This is a genomic window from Bradyrhizobium sp. 31Argb (genome assembly GCF_043638955.1).
GTDB lineage: Bacteria > Pseudomonadota > Alphaproteobacteria > Rhizobiales > Xanthobacteraceae > Bradyrhizobium.
In genome coordinates this window covers 15480-33182 of the sequence record NZ_JBEGDB010000063.1, presented here as the reverse complement: position 1 = coordinate 33182, position 17703 = coordinate 15480, and the positions used below count along the sequence as shown (strand labels likewise).

Sequence of the window (17703 nt, the reverse complement as noted above, 5' to 3'; positions counted from 1 at the left end):
TGAGCATGATCTCCGCGCAAACGCTTCGCGTTTGTCGCGAGGGAAAACCGGTATCCACTTTTCCGGATCATGCTCTAATCAGTCATTGCCGCCCATGCGGCGGCTGAGCTCGGCTGCCTCGTAATTCTCCCCGATCGACATCGCGCAGATGCGCGAGAGATGGATGTAAGGCAGCCCGGTCTCCTTGGCCCAGGCGTTGAACTGCGCCTGCACCTTGGCGAGATCGCCTTTCGACTTCACCTCCTCGGCGATATCGAGCCCAGCGTCGCGCAGGCAGGTGACGACGTCCCTTGACGTGACGAAGCCGTCCCAGCCGAGGAAACGCAGCAGCATCTGGCCGGTGTTGCCGCCGAGCCGGCTGCCGCGCTTGACCAAAAGATTCAACAGCCCAATTTCGTCGGAAGACGGCCAGTTGGCCAGGAACTTGCCGAAGCTGCCGTGCTCGCTTGCGATCTCCTGCACGAAGCGGGCGTTGTCGCGCACCGACATGATCTTAGCGCCGTTGCGCACGATGCGCGTGTCGCTCGTGAGCCGCTCCCAGAATTCGTCCGGCTCGAAGGCGAGCTGCTCGGGCTGAAAGCCGAGGAAGGCCTGTTCGAAGCCCGGCCATTTCGCGTCGATCACGCTCCAGGCAAAGCCGGCGCAGAACACCCGCTTCGTCATCTCGGCAAGAACGCGATCGTCTTTCAGCTTGGCCAGGGATTTCGCGTTCGGCGCCGGCGGCATTAGCTTCTCCAGCGCTTTCGCGCCGCCCTTGCGCTTCTCGGCCCGCGCCCGAATAGCCCTAAACGACGTCACGCGGCGAGACCTCTTTGCATTGGCAGGGACCGCCGATCATAGCGTGACGCAAGCCGCGATGCCAATGCGAAGCATCTAGCTGATATCAGCCGTCCTTGATGCGCTTCAGGCGCTCGACCGCTTCCTTCACCAAGGTCTGCATCAGCGCCTTGGCAGGGAGTTCGCGGTTCAAGGCAGCGCCCTGCCCTGCCCAGAGCGGGGTGAAGTCACGGCTTCCGTTCCGCTCTGCCGCTGCCCGCAGCGGCGCCAGCTCGCCCATCGGCAACGGAAAATCCGGTACAGTGTCGGACAAGGGACCGACTTCGGCGATGAGGCGATTGACCAGGGCACGCGCGGGTCGGCCGGAAAGCACGTTCGTCACCACCGTGCCAAGCTCGCGCGCCTGGCGCAGCGCATCGCGGTGCAGCGGTGGCGTCGCCGCTTCCGGACAAAGCAGGAAGGCGGTCCCGATCTCCGTTCCCGAGGCACCAAGGGACAGGGCGGCGGCAATGCCGCGTCCGTCGGCGATGCCGCCCGCAGCGATCACGGGCACGCTGACCGCGTCAGTGATCTGCGGCACCAGTTCGAAGGTGCCGAGCTGCGAGGCGACCGCGCGGTTCTGGTCGCGATCGAGAAACGTGCCTCGGTGACCGCCGGCTTCATAGCCTTGGGCAATCACGGCATCGGCGCCATGGTCTTCGAGCCAGCGCGCTTCCTCGACCGTCGTCGCCGACGAGATCACCTTGCAGCCGGCCGACTTGATCCGGGCCACCAGCGGCGGTGCCGGCAAGCCGAAATGGAAGCTCACCACCTCCGGCCCCGCGTCCTCGACGAATTCGCACATCGCACTGCCAAACGGCGCAAGGTCGGTGCGCGGCCGCGGTGTCGCTTCGTCAATTCCGAGCTCACGATAATAGGGTGACAGCCGGTCGTGCCACGCCCGCTCGCGCCCCGCATCAGCCCTCGCCGGCTCGTGGCAGAAGAAATTGAGGCTGACCGGCTTGCTGGTCAGCCGCCGCGCTTGCGCGATCGCGTTGGTGACGCGCTGCAGGTCCATGGTGGCGCAGCCGATCGAGCCGAGGCCGCCGGCATTGGAGACGATCGCCGCGAGTTCAACCGTGGCGAAACCAGCCATCGGCGCCAGCACGATCGGGTGTTCGATCCCAAACAATTCAAGCAGACGTCGGTCGGACCACATCGCGCATCTCCTACCAGCGGCCGGCGGAGGCGCCGCCATCGACATGCAGGATCTCGCCGGTAACGAAAGATGCCTTCTCAAGATACATCACGGCATCGACGACCTCCCGCATCTCGCCCATTCGGCCGATCGGCTGCAGCCCGGCGAGAAAGCCGTGGGCCTCGGGCGAATGCATTGGCGTGCTGATCACACCCGGCGAAACCGCGTTCACCCGGACATTTCGGGGAGCATATTCGATCGCGAGCGAGCGCGTGATCGCGTTAAGCCCGCCCTTGGTCATCGCCGCAAGACCCGCCGCCAGCGACGCCATCGGCTGTTCGGCTATCGTTGCCGTGATGTTGACGATGTGGCCAGAACCCGTCTGCAGCATTCGGGCCGCGGCCTTCTGGGTCAGATGAAAGAATCCGGCGAGATTGACCGCGACCGCCTTTGCGAAATCGGCGGCGGAATATTCGGTGAAGGGCTTGGCGATGAACACGCCAGCATTGTTGACAAGCGTATCTATTCGCCCGAAGCGCTCGACCGCCAGGCTGAAGATGCGTTCGGCGGTTTCGGGGTGGGCAATGTCGCCCTCGATCATGAGGACCGACGGATCGTCGCTCTTGCCGATCGAACGGGCAGTGGCCACGACGCGGTAGCCGTTTTCGCGATAGGCTTTCAGCAATTCCGCGCCGATGCCGCGTGACGCGCCGGTGATAATGACGACCTTTCGCTCTGATGTCATATTCGCTCCTCGCAATTGCCTGGGGTGTATGGGAGCGATAGATGCACCATTCGACCGGACGCGGCTTTGCCTCGCTTGCTCTGCTGTTGTCATTTCTTGCCGCTGTCGGGGGATCAGCGGACGCGGATCGGTTACATCCGTAACAAATCAGGCCACGACGCTGCGGCGGTACTGAGCCGGCGTCAGGCCGGTCGCCTGCCGGAACGCGCGGGTGAAATTGGCCTGGCACGAAAATCGGAGCCTGAGCGCGATATCAGCCAGCGGCTGCTCCCTCTGTCCCAGCAGTTCCTTGGCACGTTCGAGCCGCCGCGCGCTGACGTAACGATGCGGCGATCGGCCGACGGCGACCTTGAAGGCGCGGGAGAAATGAAACTGGCTCAAGCACGCGATCGATGCCAGGTGGCCGACCGTCAATTCGCCCTCCAGATTCGTTTCGATGTAATCCAGCACACGTGCCAACCGGCGCCGATCAAGCCCTTCGCGAGCGGGAGATGCGAAGAAGTCGAGCGATAGCTTGCCGAAGTGGTTTTGCACCAATCTTGCGGCCAGGCTCGAGGCCAGCGTCTCCGCGAGCAGCCTGCCGGAAGACGTCTCGCGCTCCAGCTCGCACGTGAGTGCAAATGCGATTTCGGCGACGAGCGGATCGCGAAAACTGCTTTCATGGCGCAGCGACGTCATGACGGATGGAGCGGTCCCTTCACCAAAGCTCTCCGGTGAAAACCGGTTCGGCGGAAGATAAACGTGCAGGACCGCCGGAACGGGGTCGGACAGATCGATCAGGCCATGCCCGACCACCGGCGGAGAAAGCCAGATGGTCCCGCGTTCGGAGACGCTGCGATCGGTGATGCCATACCTCTCGCGCGTAACCACGGACCCATTGCCGCGGACGTCGACGCAAATTTCGATGTCAGGTTGCGGGCTCTTCCAGGCGATCGTGCCACTGCTATGACTGCGAAGCTCCGCCGTGATGTCCGACCAGCCGCGATCGGCGGAAGACGCCAGAAGCCCGCAGGTGCCGTAGCTTTCGAGCCCGTGTGCCCCTGGCGAGGCTGGCTGCTCCGGCTGAGATGCGAACTTAGGCTTTTCATGGGTGGAATTCATTCGACATAACCCGATATCCGGCAATCGACGACAATCCCCCAGTCACCTCAATGTGGCCGGCTCGCAGCCGAATCGCAACGATTCCTGGCCGCCCATCACGCGGAAGCGATCAAGACCCGCCGATCTTCCGGCGCATATCGAAGGCTTCGATGCGTCCGCGGCACTTCATGGTTGCAAAAACCGCGTGGCACGGCATGTTTGGCGGCGATGCCCGCCAAGACCAGCGACCCCACCGACCAGCCCGCCGAGACGCCGCATTACCACGGCCATCGGGAGCGCCTGCGCGAGCGCTTCCATAGCGCCGGCCCCGACGCGCTGAGCGACTATGAACTGTTGGAGATGGCGCTGTTTGCCTCGATCCCACGGCGCGACACCAAGCCGCTCGCCAAGGAACTGCTGAGGCGCTTCGGCTCGTTTGCCGAGGTGATCCATGCCCCCGTGGCCCGCCTGCGCGAGGTCGACGGCATCGGCGAATCCTCGGTCAACCAACTCAAGCTGATCGCCGCCGCCGCCAGCCGCGTCGCCAAGGGCGAGGTGAAGCGGCGCAACGCGCTGTCGTCATGGAACGACGTGCTCGACTATTGCCGCTCCAGCATGGCCTTCGCCGACAAGGAGCAGTTTCGCCTGCTCTTCCTCGACAAGCGCAATCAGCTCATTGCCGATGAGGTGCAGCAGATCGGCACCGTCGACCACACGCCGGTCTATCCGCGCGAAGTGATCAAGCGCGCGCTCGAACTATCCGCCACCGCGCTGATCCTCGTGCACAACCACCCCACTACCCCCATTTCGATCACGCTGGATCACGCTCAATACCACTGAAACATCAACAGCTTCGGCGATTTTTGCGGATTGCGTACAGGGGGCGGTTATGGCAAATTGGGGGCGGTTGAAGGGGTAGAATACGGCTTTCCGCTCCCAGCAAACGATCCCCGTTTCTCCTCGACCGATCCCAGTTGCGGAAGAGGAGGAAACGCTATGCCAAGCCTGACCGACACCGCCATCCGACATGCGCTGAAGCGGGTCGAGGTGAGCCAGAAGCAAGAAAACCTCGCCGACGGCGAAGGGCGTGGCACAGGCCGTCTCGTCCTCGTCCTGAAGCCCATGCCCAAGCGCGTGACAGCCGACTGGATGGCGCAACAGTGGCGCGATGGAAAGCGAACCAAGAAGAAGCTCGGCGCCTATCCGTCAATGACGCTCGGCCAGGCCCGCGAGATTTTCAAGCGCGACTATGCAGATGTGATTCAGAAGGGTCGAAGCATCAAGATCGCCACCGATACACGCCCCGGCACCGTCGCCGATCTTTTCGAGGGCTATGTCGCGTCGCTCAAGGCCGCCAACAAACCCTCGTGGAAAGAAACCGAAAAGGGCCTGAACAAAATTGCTGACACCCTCGGACGCAACCGCCTCGCCCGCGAGATCGAGTCCGAGGAAATCATTGAACTGATCCGCCCGATCTATGATCGCGGCGCCAAGTCGATGGCGGATCATGTGCGATCCTACATCCACGCCGCCTTTAGCTGGGGCATGAAGTCCGACAACGACTACAGGCAGCAATCGGCTCGGCGCTTCCGTATCCCTTTCAATCCGGCGACAGGCATTCCGACCGAACCCAAGGTCCAGGGCACGCGCTGGCTGGACGAGGACGAATTCGTTCAGCTCTACCGCTGGCTGGAGTGTCCCGATACGCCTGTTCATCCGCCGTATACCCGCGCGGTCCGCATCCTCATGTTGACCGGCCAGCGCGTCGAGGAGATCGCGAATCTACGCCACGCTACTACTACGCCCTGACATCTGTTGCCGAGGCGACGTTTCCGGTTCTCTTAATCATCCCCGATCCAGGGACGGCCTGACGCGGTCCCGCAAAGAACGGGGACAACGTGGCGTCTTCTTCCGAGAAATCTGAGGCGATACTTCGCGGGGCGCGCATGCTGCGCACCGCCCTTGGCCCCGCCATCGCCGGGTTTCTCGGGGACGCCAGCGTAGTCGAGGTGATGCTCAACCCCGACGGCCGTCTCTGGATCGACCGGCTGTCCGAGGGGTTGTCCGACACCGGCGAGCGGCTCTCGCCAGCCGACGGCGAACGCATCGTGCGCCTGGTCGCGCACCACGTCGGCGCCGAGGTTCACGCCGGCAATCCGCGCGTCTCCGCCGAACTGCCGGAAACAGGGGAGCGGTTCGAGGGCCTGCTGCCGCCCGTGGTGACGGCGCCGGCCTTTGCCATCAGGAAGCCGGCGGTCGCTGTGTTCACGTTGGACGATTACGTCTGGACCGGCGTGATGACGGCGCACCAGGCGGAGGTGCTGCGGATCGCCGTCGCCGAACGCCGCAACATACTCGTCGCCGGCGGCACCTCGACCGGCAAAACGACGCTCACCAATGCGCTGCTCGCCGAAGTCTCCAAGACTTCGGACCGGGTGGTCCTGATCGAGGACACCCGCGAGCTCCAGTGCGCCGCGCCAAACCTGGTTGCCATGCGGACGAAGGACGGCGTCGCCACGCTCTCCGATCTCGTTCGATCCTCGCTGCGCCTTCGTCCCGACCGCATCCCGATTGGCGAGGTTCGCGGGGCCGAAGCACTTGATCTGCTCAAGGCCTGGGGAACCGGTCATCCCGGCGGAATCGGGACGATCCACGCGGGTTCGGCTCTCGGCGCTCTGAGGCGCCTCGAGCAGCTCATCCAGGAAGCTGTCATCACCGTTCCGCGCGCGCTGATCGCGGAGACGATCGACCTCGTCGCCGTGCTCTCGGGCCGTGGCGCCACCAGACGCCTGGCCGAACTCGGTCGCGTCGAGGGGCTCGGTCCCGACGGCGATTACCACGTCCGCCTCGCCACCCAGCCCTCCGAAGGAGACCCCGCATGATCCGCCGTGCCTTGCATTTCCGTCGCCACATCGCGACCGCCGCATCCGTCCTGATAGTCAGCGCGATGCTGGCCCCCGCCGCCCACGCATCCGGTTCCTCAATGCCGTGGGAAGCGCCGCTGCAATCGATTCTGGAGTCGATCGAAGGCCCGGTCTCCAAGATCATCGCGGTGATCATCATCATCGTTACCGGCCTGACGCTCGCCTTCGGCGACACCTCGGGCGGCTTCCGGCGGCTGATCCAGATCGTCTTCGGACTCTCGATCGCCTTCGCGGCTTCAAGCTTCTTCCTGTCCTTCTTCTCGTTCGGCGGCGGGGCGCTCGTCTGATGGCGGGCCTGGTCGAGAGCGGCGGCGATGTCCCCGGCTACAGCGTCCCGGTCCACCGCGCGCTAACCGAGCACATCCTGCTCGGCGGCGCGCCGAGGAGCATCGCCATCCTCAACGGTACGCTCGCCGCCGCTCTCGGTCTCGGCCTTCGTCTCTGGCTGGTTGGCCTCGGGCTCTGGGCCATCGGCCATTTCGCAGCCGTCTGGGCGGCCAAGCGCGATCCGCAGTTCGTCGACGTCGGACGCCGGCATCTGCGCATTCCCGGTCATCTCGGAGTCTGAGGTCGGCCATGATGAATCTAGCCGAATATCGCCGGTCGTCGACCCGTCTCGCAGACTTCTTGCCTTGGGCGGCGCTCGTTGCTCCTGGCGTCGTGCTGAACAAGGACGGCAGCTTTCAGCGGAGCGCGCGTTTTCGTGGGCCTGACCTCGATTCCGCCGTGCAGGCCGAACTGGTCGCGGTCGCCGGCCGCCTCAATAGCGCCTTCCGCCGTCTCGGTTCCGGCTGGGCCATATTCGTCGAGGCACAGCGCCATGCCGTGGGAGCCTATCCGGCAAGCCAGTTTCCCGATCCCGCTTCCGCGATGGTCGATGCCGAGCGCAAGGCCGACTTCGAGGAGGATGCCGCTCACTACGAGTCGAGCTACTTCCTGACCTTCGCCTTTCTGCCGCCGGCCGAAGATGCCGCTCGCGCGGAAAGCTGGCTCTACGAGGGCAAGGCGGATCGCGGCGTCGATGCGCGGGAGGCGCTGCGCGGCTTCGTCGACCGCACCGACCGCATCCTCCAACTCGTCGAAGCCTTCATGCCCGAATGCGCCTGGCTCGGTGACGTCGAGACGCTGACCTTTCTCCACACGACGGTTTCGACGAAACGCTACCGCGTCCGGGTCCCCGAGACGCCGATGTATCTCGACGCGCTGGTCGCCGATCAACCGCTCACCGGCGGTCTGGAGCCGCAGCTTGGGGAGATGCATTTGCGCATCCTGACGATCGTCGGTTTCCCCACCGCGACGACGCCCGGCATCCTCGACGATCTGAACCGGCTGGCCTTTCCCTATCGCTGGGCGACGCGGGCGATCCTGCTGGACAAGACAGACGCCACCAAGCTGCTGACAAAGATCCGGCGACAGTGGTTTTCCAAGCGCAAGTCGATCGCAGCGATCCTCAAGGAGGTGATGACCAACGAGGCGAGCGTCCTGGTCGACACCGACGCCGCCAACAAGGCAGCCGACGCCGACCTCGCGCTGCAAGAACTCGGCGCCGATTATGCGGGCCAGGCTTACGTCACCGCCACGCTCGCCGTCTGGGATTCAGATCCCCGCGTCGCCGCCGAGAAGCTCCGCCTCGTCGAGAAGGTGGTTCAGGGCCGCGACTTCACGGCCATGCCTGAGACGATCAACGCGGCTGATGCTTGGCTCGGCTCACTGCCAGGGCATGTCTATGCCAACGTCCGCCAGCCGCCGATCTCGACGCTCAATCTCGCCCACATGATCCCGCTGTCGGCGGTGTGGGCGGGGCCGGAACGGGATGAGCACTTTGGTGCACCCCCCTTGCTTTATGGCAAGACCGAAGGGTCCACCCCGTTCCGGTTCTCGATTCACGTTGGCGACGTCGGCCACACGCTGGTGGTCGGCCCGACCGGCGCCGGCAAGTCCGTGCTGCTGGCGCTGATGGCGCTGCAGTTCCGCCGCTACCGCCAGGCCCAGGTCTTCGCCTTCGACTTCGGCGGCTCGATCCGCGCCGCGGCGATCGCGATGGCGGGCGACTGGCACGATCTCGGGGGCGGTCTCACCGAGGGCTCGGCCGATAGCGTCGCGCTGCAGCCGCTCTCGCGCATCGACGAGGCCGCCGAGCGCGCGTGGACGGCGGACTGGATCGCCGCGATCCTCATGCGCGAAAGCGTCCAGATCACGCCGGAGGTCAAAGAGCTGATCTGGACGGCGCTGTCGTCGCTTGCCAGCGCGCCGATCGGCGAGCGCACGATGACGGGCCTGTCCGTGCTGCTCCAGTCCAATGACCTCAAGCAGGCACTGCGACCCTATTGCGTCGGCGGGCCCTATGGCCGGCTGCTCGACGCCGAGAGCGAGCATCTCGGCGTCGCGACAGTCCAGGCATTCGAAACCGAAGGGCTCATCGGCACAGCCGCCGCGCCGGCGGTGCTCGCCTATCTCTTTCACCGCATCGAGGACCGGCTGAATGGCGAGCCGACGCTGATCATCGTCGACGAAGGCTGGCTCGCCCTCGACGACGAGGGTTTCGCCGGTCAGCTCCGCGAGTGGCTGAAGACGCTGCGCAAGAAGAACGCCAGCGTCGTTTTCGCCACGCAGTCGCTCTCCGACATCGACGGCTCGTCGATCGCGCCCGCCATCATCGAGAGCTGCCAGACGCGGCTGCTGCTGCCGAACGAGCGGGCGATCGAGCCGCAGATCACGGCGATCTACCGCCGGTTTGGCTTGAACGATCGCCAGATTGAGATCCTCGCGCGGGCCATGCCCAAGCGCGACTACTATTGCCAGTCCCGTCGCGGCAACCGGCTCTTCGAGCTGGGCCTCTCGGACGTCGCGCTGGCGCTCTGCGCCGCATCCTCCAAGACCGACCAGGCGGCGATCGACCGCATCGTCACCGAACATGGCCGCGACGGCTTCCTGGCCGCCTGGCTTCGCCATCGCGGCGTCGATTGGGCCGCCGACCTCATCCCCAACCTCACCAACCTGGAGAGCCAGCCATGAAACTGCATGTCCCTCGCGCGGCGCTCGCCGCCGCCATCCTTGCCGCACCGCTATCGGTGTCGCCGGTGCTGATCGCGCCGGCGTCGGCGCAATGGATCGTCTACGATCCCACCAACTACGCCCAGAACCTGCTGTCGGCGACGCGGGCGCTGCAGCAGATCAACAACCAGATCACCTCGCTTCAGAACCAGGCGCAATCGCTGATCAATCAGGCGCGCAACCTCGCGAGCCTGCCGTATTCGTCGCTTCAGCAGCTCCAGCAGTCGGTGCAGCGGACCCAGCAACTCCTGCAGCAGGCGCAGGGCATCGCCTACAACGTCCAGAATATCGATCAGGCGTTCCGCACGAACTATGGAGCCGGAAGCGCCTCGATGTCCGCCTCCGACCAGCAGCTCGTCGCGCAGGCCAAGGAGCGTTGGAACAACACCGTCTCCGGCCTGCAGGACGCGATGCGCGTCCAGGCCGGCGTCGTCGGCAACATCGACACCAACCGCACGCAGATGTCGGCGCTGGTCGGCCAGAGCCAGGGCGCAACGGGCGCGCTGCAGGCAACCCAGGCCGGCAATCAGCTCCTGGCCTTGCAGGCCCAGCAGCTCGCCGATCTCACGGCCGTGGTCTCCGCCAACGGACGAGCGCAGGCGCTCGCCGACGCGGAGCGGTCCGCTGCCGCCGAACAGGGCCGCGAGCAACGTCGCCGCTTCCTGACGCCGGGCGCCGGCTACCAGCCCGGCAACGCGCAGATGTTTCCGGGCAGCAACTGAGGGCGCGGCGATGGACGGAAAGCTTCTCGCGCGTATCGGCGCCATCGGCTTCGTGACCTTCGCGATCACGGCGACGGCTATCGAACTTTCCCACAAGGACGAACCGCCGCTCTATCAAAGCGTCGCCGCAGCGGCCGTGACGGTCGTGGACCCGCTCAAAACCGAGTTGCGGCGTTGCCAGCAGCTCGGCGAGGCCGGGACTCGCGATCCCGTCTGCCTTCAGGCCTGGGCGGACAACCGCGATCGCTTCCTGAAACCATCACAGGCCTTGCAGCCGCAGCCGGCGCCGCAGGCGCCAGGTCACCAGGGCCAGCCGCAGAATCCTCCGACCGCGCGCGACCCGGCCATCAACGACACCGCGCCGGCGAGCGACTCCCACACGAACGAGGCGCGTTGAACCATGGGCGGCACGGGCGTCATCGACCACTTCCTCGAGGTCTTCACCCGCTACATCGATAGCGGCTTTGGCCTCCTCAGTGGCGAGGTGGCGTTCATCGCCACGACGCTGATCGTGATCGACGTGACGCTCGCCGCACTGTTCTGGAGCTGGGGCGCCGACGACGACATCATGGCGCGCCTGGTCAAGAAGACCCTGTTCGTTGGCGTGTTCGCCTACCTCATCGGCAACTGGAATAACCTCGCGCGCATCATCTTCGAGAGCTTCGCGGGACTTGGGCTGAAGGCGTCCGGCACCGGCTTCACGGTCGCCGACATGATGCGACCGGGCCGCGTCGCGCAAACAGGCGTCGATGCAGGACGCCCGTTGCTCGATTCCATATCCGATCTGATGGGTTACTGGAGCTTCTTCGAGAACTTCATTCAGATCGCGGTGATGCTACTGGCCTGGGCGCTGGTGCTGCTCGCCTTCTTCATCCTCGCGATCCAGCTCTTCGTCACGCTGATCGAATTCAAGCTGACGACGCTCGCGGGCTTCGTGCTCATTCCCTTCGGTCTCTTCGGCAAGAGCGCCTTCATGGCCGAGCGCGTACTCGGCAACGTCATCTCGTCGGGCATCAAGGTGCTGGTGCTCGGCGTCATCATCGGCATCGGATCGAGCCTCTTTTACGAATTCACCGCGGGCTTCGGCGGGCGGACGCCGACGATCGACGAGGCCATGGCCATCGTGCTCGCGGCGCTGACGCTGCTTGGCCTCGGCATCTTCGGGCCGGGGATCGCCAACGGCCTCGTATCCGGTGGCCCGCAACTCGGCGCGGGGGCAGCGGTGGGCACCGGGCTTGCCGCAGGCGGCATGGTCGCCGCCGGCGCAGCCACAGTCGGCGCCGTCGCCTCGGGCGGCGCGGCGCTCGCAGGTGGTGCGGCCGCCGCTGCGCGTGGCGGCGCAGCCCTCGCAGGTGGCGCATCGACCGCATACAGCCTGGGCGCCGCAGGGCAGACGGGCGCCTCGGGCGTGGCCAGTGGCTTGGGCGGCGTCGCCCGGGCCGCGGGCTCCGCAGCCACATCACCGCTGCGGCGCGCCGCCGAACGCTCGGCCGAAAGCATCCGCTCCAGCTTTGCCGGCGGGGCGCGCGCGGCGTTCGAAGCGACCGGCGGCTCCTCGACCACGGGCACAGTCGGCGAAGCCGCCAATGACGCGACCCCGAGCCCCACGGGCGGCGGTGACCAGCCGCCGGCCTGGGCCCGCCGCATGAAGCGCTCTCAACAGATGAGCCACGCCGTGTCGACCACAGTCCATGCCGTGCGCAGCGGCGACAGCCACGGCGGCGGCTCCTCCATCAATCTCTCTGAAGGCGACCGCTGATGTTTCGACGACCCTCCACGCACTACGGAAAAGCCCCCGAACCCGAAACCCCGTACCAGCGCGCCGCGCAGGTCTGGGACGACCGCATCGGCTCGGCCCGGGTCCAGGCGCGCAACTGGCGCTACATGGCGTTCGGATCGCTTTTCCTGTCGGCAGGGTTCGCGGCCGCTCTGGTGTGGCAATCGGCGCGCGGGACCGTCGTGCCGTGGGTGGTGCAGACCGACCGGCTCGGCCAGGCCCAGGCGATTGCGCCGGCGACCGCCGACTATCAGCCCACCGATCCGCAGATCGCCTTCCATCTCGCGCGCTTCATCGAGCAGGTCCGCTCGATCCCGGCCGACGCAATCATCGTCCGCCAGAACTGGCTGCGTGCCTACGACTTCACGACCGATCGCGGCGCGGCGGCGCTCAACGACTATGCCCGCGCCAACGATCCGTTCACCAAGGTCGGGCGCCAGCAGATCGCGGTCGACGTCTCGAGCGTAATCCGCGCGTCGCCCGACAGCTTCCGTGTCGCATGGACCGAGCGCCGGTACGAGAACGGCCAGCTCGCCGATACCAACCGCTGGACGGCGATCCTCACCATCGTCGTCCAGATACCGCGCAACGCCGACCGGCTGCGCGTCAACCCGTTAGGGATCTACGTCAACGCAATTTCTTGGTCACGGGAGCTGGGGCAATGAACCTGCCGATTTTCCGTAAAGCCGGAGAACCGGCTTTACGTATTCCCACATTCGCGATCTTCCTGCTTTCCGCAACGGCGCTCGCCGGCTGCGCGACGACGCAGAAGCCGCCGGAGATCAGCTATGACGACGCGCCGGCTGCGGTGCAGACGGTCGATCCGCCGGCGCCGGTCCAGGTGGTCGAACTGCCGAGGCCGCTGCCGCTGCCCGGACAATTGCAGCGCGTCGAGCCTTCTCGTTCGACGCCGGAACCAGCCGATCCCACGGCACGCGTTAATCAGGCGAACGCGGCTGCGCGCATGCAGCCAGTTCGCAACGGCTTCATCAATTCGATGCAGGTCTATCCCCGCTCGACACAGGTAGTTCAGCATGGCTCCGGTGAGACCGGAGATCTTGGCCGCTTGAGCCACAGTGAACAAATCAAGAACGCGTGATGACATTTAATAGTCTAGCTCTAAACTATTAATTTGCAAGGACGCGCCCTGCAATTGTCCTCGAAACCTAGTTCGCTTTTCGGTTACCGAGCGGCCCGCACGGCAGGTTCGCGTCGCCGACGGCCGCGCACTGCCATGTCGCTCTGGATCGCGCACGACAGGTTCGCGGCAGCATTGTTTCTGTCTTACGCGGCTTGGGTGGCGTTTGCAGGTCTGCTGGACGGCGGTAATGGCTCCCGAACTGACCGAGGTCGCCGCCGCAGGTGTCCAACCACCTGCATCGCAAAAAAGTCGATGCATTGTTGTGGGAATAATCGAGGATGCAGTCGCAGAATGGTGCGACTCCAGCGGGCTCGCGATGTGGTGCCTGCTTCTTAAAAGATCGGGCAGGGCTTTGGGGTATTTCGCCGAACACTACGGACAATTCCGCTTCCCTCTGAAGGACGCCGACACTCCTGGGCTCAGGATGGCTCAGCTGAGCGCCATCCATGCTGTCGCCGCTCACTTTTCGCTGCGTGGCGATCCCGCCGTCGTCACCATGCCCACAGGATCGGGAAAAACGGCCGTTCTGATCGCGGCCGCATTCGTTCTACGGCGAAGCGGGTCCTGATCGTCGGGCCAGGCCGGCTCGTTCGGGAGCAGATCGCGGACGAAGTCGAGAAGTTGGCGACGCTCAGAGCGGCGGGAGCGCTGTCTGAAGAAGTGCCGGCCCCGCGCGTTCTCGCCGTCAAGAAGCGCATCACCACCCCGGAAGGGTGGGAGCGAACGAGCGAATACGACGTCGTCGTCGGGACCGTGCAGAGCATCAGCCCCGCATTCGACGACGTCCCGAGCCACCATCGGACCTGTTCGATCTTGTCCTCGTCGACGAAGCGCACCATCGCCCGGCCGCGACGTGGAAGAGATTGCTAGACCACTTCACGGAGGCCAGGCGGATCCTGTTCACCGCCACGCCGTTCAGGCAGGATCAGCGCGAAATCAAAGGACGTTTAATCTTCACTTACGACCTCCGCGGAGCCTTCGAGGACGAGGTATTCGGCCAGATCCGCTATCGACCCGTCACGTCGTCTACTAGGCAGAGCGCCGACGAAGCAATCGCGATCGCCACCGAGCAGCAGTTCGACCGCGACAGGGAAGCCGGGCTGCAGTAGAAATGCCCAAAGTTAGCTTCGCTTGACAGGAATAACTCCAACGGTAGGCGAAGATTTCGGTACATCCTCTCGCTTCGTTGCTGCCTGCACCGTTTGCAGCACCAAATCCAGAGTTTGCATTGAGCGCGCCTCATTGGCTGAGCCGAAATCGGGACGCGGGATGTAATACGCGACCCCTTCATGGACGACCAGAACGGAAACCGGCACAGTTGGCGCGCCAACCCGAACCTCAAAGAGGGGCACGTCAACGAATTCGAAGTGCGAGCCGACAGGCGCTCCGATCATCACACGCGGGATGAACGGCGCGCTGATGTAGTTCTCTGCGGCGATCAATTCCCCCAGAAAACCGATCATATCCAAAGCGCTTCTTCGCACTTCGCGAATACACCCCAGGTGTTGAGTCGAACAGGTCCTTAGTTTTGTCAGCCGAACTTCCTCGAGAAAGATCCGGAAACGGTTGTAATGGCAATAGTTCGAGGCCGTACTGTAGTACAAATTGCGATCGTTTCGAAATTGATGCAATCGAACGGCGACGTCGATGAAATGTAAATCACCGCCACATTGACTAGTGTACTCCTCGATTTGCTCGCGCAGCTTTTCGCATCGGCGATTTTCCCTGTCTGTTGGAGGCTTTTGGCAGATCGATTTTCTTCTTGAATCGATTAGGCCGACAACCTGCTCCGGCAACTCAGATTTTTGAACATAAAGAAGATCACGTAGTTGGGCCGGCCAATTGGGATTGCGCTCAAATGTATCTGTGATTTGGTCTGGTATCTCTGCCCGTATATTGAACATGTACTCTTCGAAATTGAGATTCTTGAGCGAGAATTCACTATAGCCACCGTCTACACTTAGCTTCGGCGTAACACTGTAATCCTTAAGACCATCGAGGCGCGTAAGGTTGAGGGTGCTCTCAATTCCTCCCGAAACTGGCGGACTTGCTTTCAGTTCTCCGGGCTGCGTAAACGATTTTGGATAATGCTGGCTTGCCCGCACCGCGTTCAACAAAAGCTGCTGGTTAGCCGTGTCAGCGATTGCGGCATCAAAACTCAGGACGTTGTAGCCCATCTGCACTTGCGAACAGCCGGCCACGAACCAGCAGAGGACTCCAGTGCCAAAGGCCGGCAAACGAGCTCGGCCCAATATTCTTAGCCAGACAAACATTTTCGCCTCCCGCGAGCGGGCACAATTCATTCCCGCACCGGGCTAGTTGCTCGGCGCCAACAAACGAGGCGATGAGAATTGCAAAAAGATCGTCGGCCTGAACAGCCTCTGAGCATGTCGGCAGCATTGCGTTCGAACACGCAAATGCTCCGGCTCACCCTGACGCACTCATCCCCCAAAGGGAGAATGAAAATACAATCTTGGGTGGAAGTCAACGTCGTCGTTGAGATTTGTAACAAGTTTTCTATCCGGCGCGACTATCCCTGGACTATTGTCCTTTCGACGAGACGGTCGCACCACGCGCAATATGCGCGTACTCCCGCTCCGCGCGGATGACTAGAGCGATTTCTTGGCCGCGCTCATTGTTGCGCTCGATGAGATTTTCGGAAGCGGGCCCTGTTTAACCCGCACGTTGGCGTGGTTCTTCGAAACATTTTCGAGCATTTTAAGAAGCTCTTGAGTTGGCTCATGAACTGTCAGTATCTTCTCAATACGATCCCAATCTCTGTCGTGCGCTCTGTTGGTAAAATAGACCTCGAGCGCTCGCTCGATCACTGGAGCAACGACGGCAGAAAACACCAAGACTGCGGCAATCGTTGTCGGCTCCGACGCGATGCCCGGCGTCGGCGCGGTCTCTTGCGTTAGCTCAATCTCATCGATCTGGTCATCACTAAGCTGGTTGAATAGTTCAGAAATCAGGTCGGACGTATCGCTGCCTGCCTCGATCCGCAGTTCTGTCATCTCATTTTCCTCCCTTTTTCCTTCTCCACGTTTCCACCAAACGTGCAACACGCTTGGGAAAGCCGCAGCTACTATAATGGTCCGGAATCACAAGGTAGCTATTGCAGTAGTTATTCGCAAAATGCGGACAATCATTGTGCCAGCACGTCCGATGAGCTGGATCATTAAAGGCGTTGGTAGCCCGGCGCACAACGCTATACATCGTTATGAAATCCAGAACTGCTTCACGCGGCAGAGCAACCGATTTTGGATCCCCGTAAATCATGATCCGCTCAGGTCGACCGTGAAATCGCGTCACGGTGATGGGCGGGTCGAAGTCTCTGATCACATGAGCGCGCGTTTTCTGGTTCACATACGCCGGGAACGTGAGCATACGCGCAAGGTCCGGATCCTTTTCCGCTTCCGCGAGCCAGGCGCGAGCGATTATCGAAAGCAGCGGATGGCCCATTGTCTCACCCCCAGCCTGGAAACCGCCGTTGACCCACGTCGTCAAATTAAGACGGAAGAAGCGATGATCGAGCAGATCGATGCTGGCATCAGGCTCGGCTTCATAGTCGAGCGCATCTAACAACGATTCGAAGAGACCGTCCCAGTGTCCGGGCTCTGGGCTATCGGCCAAAAGAGCCATATCAGGCTTGTCCTTCAAGGTTTCGAAAGCACGCAAGAGCAGGTGAAACGCACGTACAGGCTGAGAAGTATGGAACGCTGCGTACACGAGGCTTAGAAAACATCGCATTGCGAGGGCCTCGTCGCGCAAAAAACGGCCAACGTATTTGATCGCTTCAACATAGGACGGATGGCGTTTTGACCAGCGCGAGAATACGCGGGGGTCCAAGGGATTTGGGACCGAAACCTGAAATTCAGCCAGCGAGCACGCGTTTTCGAGAAGATCGATTTCACTAAGTCCCATCGCATCTACCGCGTTGTCCGGCGGCTCATCAGAGGACAAGAAGAACGAGTCGTTGCCATTACCCCAAGCATAATATCGAGTGGCCAGCCGATCGAATGCCGGCACCTTAATTCCGTCCATCTTGAGCGGATCACCTTCTAGTGCCAGCTGGACGAATAGCCGGGTGGCATCGAAATATGCGAGCATTGCGTACCAGTGGAGATACGGAAGGCGCGCCCCTTGCCAAAAGTGGTAGGTTTCATGGAAAAAAAGATTGGGCTGTTCGTGTCGCTGCTGCCGCCAAAGGTCTGCGCGTTCTTCGTCCGTCGTTGCGGAGGCGAGAGCAATACGTACAGATTCTGGCACATCACCTGCTCGGATGTGCAGGAAACGGAAGAACATG

The 17703-nt window shown here is 63.0% G+C and carries 18 protein-coding genes and 2 pseudogenes; 13 read left to right on the top strand and 7 right to left on the bottom strand.

Going from position 1 to position 17703, the window contains the following annotated elements; genetic code table 11:
• Positions 1–78 precede the first annotated feature (78 nt).
• The 4 genes from AAFX91_RS15125 to AAFX91_RS15110 form a co-directional block, all read right to left on the bottom strand.
• The gene (locus AAFX91_RS15125) at positions 79–798 is read right to left on the bottom strand and encodes a DNA-3-methyladenine glycosylase I (RefSeq protein WP_394566996.1); all 720 of its coding nucleotides are present in this window, start codon (positions 796–798) and stop codon (positions 79–81) included.
• Positions 799–883: 85 nt separating this feature from the next.
• Positions 884–1975, bottom strand: coding sequence for an NAD(P)H-dependent flavin oxidoreductase (locus AAFX91_RS15120; protein WP_394566995.1), 1092 nt, complete (start codon positions 1973–1975; stop codon positions 884–886).
• Between the two features lie 10 nt (positions 1976–1985).
• Positions 1986–2699 carry an SDR family NAD(P)-dependent oxidoreductase gene (locus AAFX91_RS15115; protein ID WP_394566994.1) on the bottom strand — a complete coding sequence of 238 codons (714 nt, stop codon included), beginning with the start codon at positions 2697–2699 and terminating at the stop codon, positions 1986–1988.
• A 147-nt stretch (positions 2700–2846) separates the two neighbouring features.
• On the bottom strand, positions 2847–3800 hold the full coding sequence (locus AAFX91_RS15110; protein ID WP_282531448.1) for an AraC family transcriptional regulator: 954 nt from the start codon (positions 3798–3800) through the stop codon (positions 2847–2849).
• A gap of 207 nt (positions 3801–4007) precedes the next feature.
• On the opposite strand from AAFX91_RS15110, the gene AAFX91_RS15105 reads away from it, so the two are divergent.
• From AAFX91_RS15105 to AAFX91_RS15045, 13 genes and pseudogenes are all read left to right on the top strand, one after another.
• The gene (locus tag AAFX91_RS15105) at positions 4008–4619 is read left to right on the top strand and encodes a RadC family protein (protein WP_394566993.1); all 612 of its coding nucleotides are present in this window, start codon (positions 4008–4010) and stop codon (positions 4617–4619) included.
• A 156-nt stretch (positions 4620–4775) separates the two neighbouring features.
• Positions 4776–5564: pseudogene (locus AAFX91_RS15100) on the top strand (integrase arm-type DNA-binding domain-containing protein); the annotation flags it as partial.
• A gap of 161 nt (positions 5565–5725) precedes the next feature.
• Positions 5726–6661 carry a P-type conjugative transfer ATPase TrbB gene (gene trbB / locus AAFX91_RS15095; protein ID WP_394566992.1) on the top strand — a complete coding sequence of 312 codons (936 nt, stop codon included), beginning with the start codon at positions 5726–5728 and terminating at the stop codon, positions 6659–6661.
• Entirely contained in the window at positions 6658–6990 is a 333-nt protein-coding gene (locus tag AAFX91_RS15090; protein WP_394566991.1) for a TrbC/VirB2 family protein, read from the top strand. The genes trbB and AAFX91_RS15090 overlap by 4 nt, the downstream gene beginning before the upstream one ends.
• Positions 6990–7271 carry a VirB3 family type IV secretion system protein gene (locus tag AAFX91_RS15085; RefSeq protein ID WP_394566990.1) on the top strand — a complete coding sequence of 94 codons (282 nt, stop codon included), beginning with the start codon at positions 6990–6992 and terminating at the stop codon, positions 7269–7271. Before AAFX91_RS15090 ends, AAFX91_RS15085 begins: the two co-directional genes overlap by 1 nt.
• A gap of 8 nt (positions 7272–7279) precedes the next feature.
• Positions 7280–9718, top strand: a complete 2439-nt coding sequence (trbE, locus tag AAFX91_RS15080; RefSeq protein WP_394566989.1) for a conjugal transfer protein TrbE — start codon at positions 7280–7282, stop codon at positions 9716–9718.
• On the top strand, positions 9715–10479 hold the full coding sequence (gene trbJ, locus AAFX91_RS15075; protein WP_394566988.1) for a P-type conjugative transfer protein TrbJ: 765 nt from the start codon (positions 9715–9717) through the stop codon (positions 10477–10479). Before trbE ends, trbJ begins: the two co-directional genes overlap by 4 nt.
• 10 nt (positions 10480–10489) lie before the next feature.
• Positions 10490–10876 carry a putative entry exclusion protein TrbK-alt gene (trbK-alt, locus tag AAFX91_RS15070; protein ID WP_394566987.1) on the top strand — a complete coding sequence of 129 codons (387 nt, stop codon included), beginning with the start codon at positions 10490–10492 and terminating at the stop codon, positions 10874–10876.
• 3 nt (positions 10877–10879) lie between these two features.
• Positions 10880–12238 carry a P-type conjugative transfer protein TrbL gene (gene trbL / locus AAFX91_RS15065; protein WP_394566986.1) on the top strand — a complete coding sequence of 453 codons (1359 nt, stop codon included), beginning with the start codon at positions 10880–10882 and terminating at the stop codon, positions 12236–12238.
• Complete coding sequence (gene trbF, locus AAFX91_RS15060; protein ID WP_394566985.1) at positions 12238–12921, top strand: conjugal transfer protein TrbF; 684 nt, start codon at positions 12238–12240, stop codon at positions 12919–12921. The genes trbL and trbF overlap by 1 nt, the downstream gene beginning before the upstream one ends.
• A pseudogene (locus AAFX91_RS15055) lies at positions 12918–13268 on the top strand (P-type conjugative transfer protein TrbG); the annotation flags it as partial. The gene trbF and the pseudogene AAFX91_RS15055, both read left to right, overlap by 4 nt.
• Positions 13269–13584: 316 nt before the next feature.
• The gene (locus tag AAFX91_RS15050) at positions 13585–13965 is read left to right on the top strand and encodes a DEAD/DEAH box helicase family protein (RefSeq protein WP_394566984.1); all 381 of its coding nucleotides are present in this window, start codon (positions 13585–13587) and stop codon (positions 13963–13965) included.
• A gap of 145 nt (positions 13966–14110) precedes the next feature.
• Positions 14111–14506 carry a DEAD/DEAH box helicase family protein gene (locus AAFX91_RS15045; protein ID WP_394566983.1) on the top strand — a complete coding sequence of 132 codons (396 nt, stop codon included), beginning with the start codon at positions 14111–14113 and terminating at the stop codon, positions 14504–14506.
• A 12-nt stretch (positions 14507–14518) separates the two neighbouring features.
• On the opposite strand, the gene AAFX91_RS15040 is transcribed toward AAFX91_RS15045, so the two are convergent.
• The 3 genes from AAFX91_RS15040 to AAFX91_RS15030 form a co-directional block, all read right to left on the bottom strand.
• On the bottom strand, positions 14519–15670 hold the full coding sequence (locus AAFX91_RS15040; RefSeq protein WP_394566982.1) for a hypothetical protein: 1152 nt from the start codon (positions 15668–15670) through the stop codon (positions 14519–14521).
• Between the two features lie 336 nt (positions 15671–16006).
• Positions 16007–16411, bottom strand: a complete 405-nt coding sequence (locus AAFX91_RS15035; RefSeq protein WP_394566981.1) for a hypothetical protein — start codon at positions 16409–16411, stop codon at positions 16007–16009.
• 1 nt (position 16412) lies between these two features.
• The gene (locus AAFX91_RS15030; RefSeq protein ID WP_394566980.1) at positions 16413–17702 is read right to left on the bottom strand and encodes a hypothetical protein; all 1290 of its coding nucleotides are present in this window, start codon (positions 17700–17702) and stop codon (positions 16413–16415) included.
• Between the last annotated feature and the right edge of the window lies 1 nt (position 17703).

Excerpts from the sequence above, each read along its gene's own strand:
- trbK-alt (WP_394566987.1), top strand. The coding sequence starts at position 10,490 with ATGGACGGAAAGCTTCTCGCGCGTATCGGCGCCATCGGCTTCGTGACC.
- AAFX91_RS15030 (WP_394566980.1), bottom strand. The coding sequence starts at position 17,702 with ATGTTCTTCCGTTTCCTGCACATCCGAGCAGGTGATGTGCCAGAATCT.
- AAFX91_RS15110 (WP_282531448.1), bottom strand. The coding sequence starts at position 3,800 with ATGAATTCCACCCATGAAAAGCCTAAGTTCGCATCTCAGCCGGAGCAG.
- trbF (WP_394566985.1), top strand. The coding sequence starts at position 12,238 with ATGTTTCGACGACCCTCCACGCACTACGGAAAAGCCCCCGAACCCGAA.
- trbL (WP_394566986.1), top strand. The coding sequence starts at position 10,880 with ATGGGCGGCACGGGCGTCATCGACCACTTCCTCGAGGTCTTCACCCGC.
- trbE (WP_394566989.1), top strand. The coding sequence starts at position 7,280 with ATGATGAATCTAGCCGAATATCGCCGGTCGTCGACCCGTCTCGCAGAC.
- AAFX91_RS15085 (WP_394566990.1), top strand. The coding sequence starts at position 6,990 with ATGGCGGGCCTGGTCGAGAGCGGCGGCGATGTCCCCGGCTACAGCGTC.
- trbB (WP_394566992.1), top strand. The coding sequence starts at position 5,726 with ATGCTGCGCACCGCCCTTGGCCCCGCCATCGCCGGGTTTCTCGGGGAC.
- trbJ (WP_394566988.1), top strand. The coding sequence starts at position 9,715 with ATGAAACTGCATGTCCCTCGCGCGGCGCTCGCCGCCGCCATCCTTGCC.
- AAFX91_RS15040 (WP_394566982.1), bottom strand. The coding sequence starts at position 15,670 with ATGTTTGTCTGGCTAAGAATATTGGGCCGAGCTCGTTTGCCGGCCTTT.
- AAFX91_RS15120 (WP_394566995.1), bottom strand. The coding sequence starts at position 1,975 with ATGTGGTCCGACCGACGTCTGCTTGAATTGTTTGGGATCGAACACCCG.
- AAFX91_RS15115 (WP_394566994.1), bottom strand. The coding sequence starts at position 2,699 with ATGACATCAGAGCGAAAGGTCGTCATTATCACCGGCGCGTCACGCGGC.
- AAFX91_RS15090 (WP_394566991.1), top strand. The coding sequence starts at position 6,658 with ATGATCCGCCGTGCCTTGCATTTCCGTCGCCACATCGCGACCGCCGCA.
- AAFX91_RS15105 (WP_394566993.1), top strand. The coding sequence starts at position 4,008 with ATGCCCGCCAAGACCAGCGACCCCACCGACCAGCCCGCCGAGACGCCG.
- AAFX91_RS15035 (WP_394566981.1), bottom strand. The coding sequence starts at position 16,411 with ATGACAGAACTGCGGATCGAGGCAGGCAGCGATACGTCCGACCTGATT.
- AAFX91_RS15050 (WP_394566984.1), top strand. The coding sequence starts at position 13,585 with ATGGCTCCCGAACTGACCGAGGTCGCCGCCGCAGGTGTCCAACCACCT.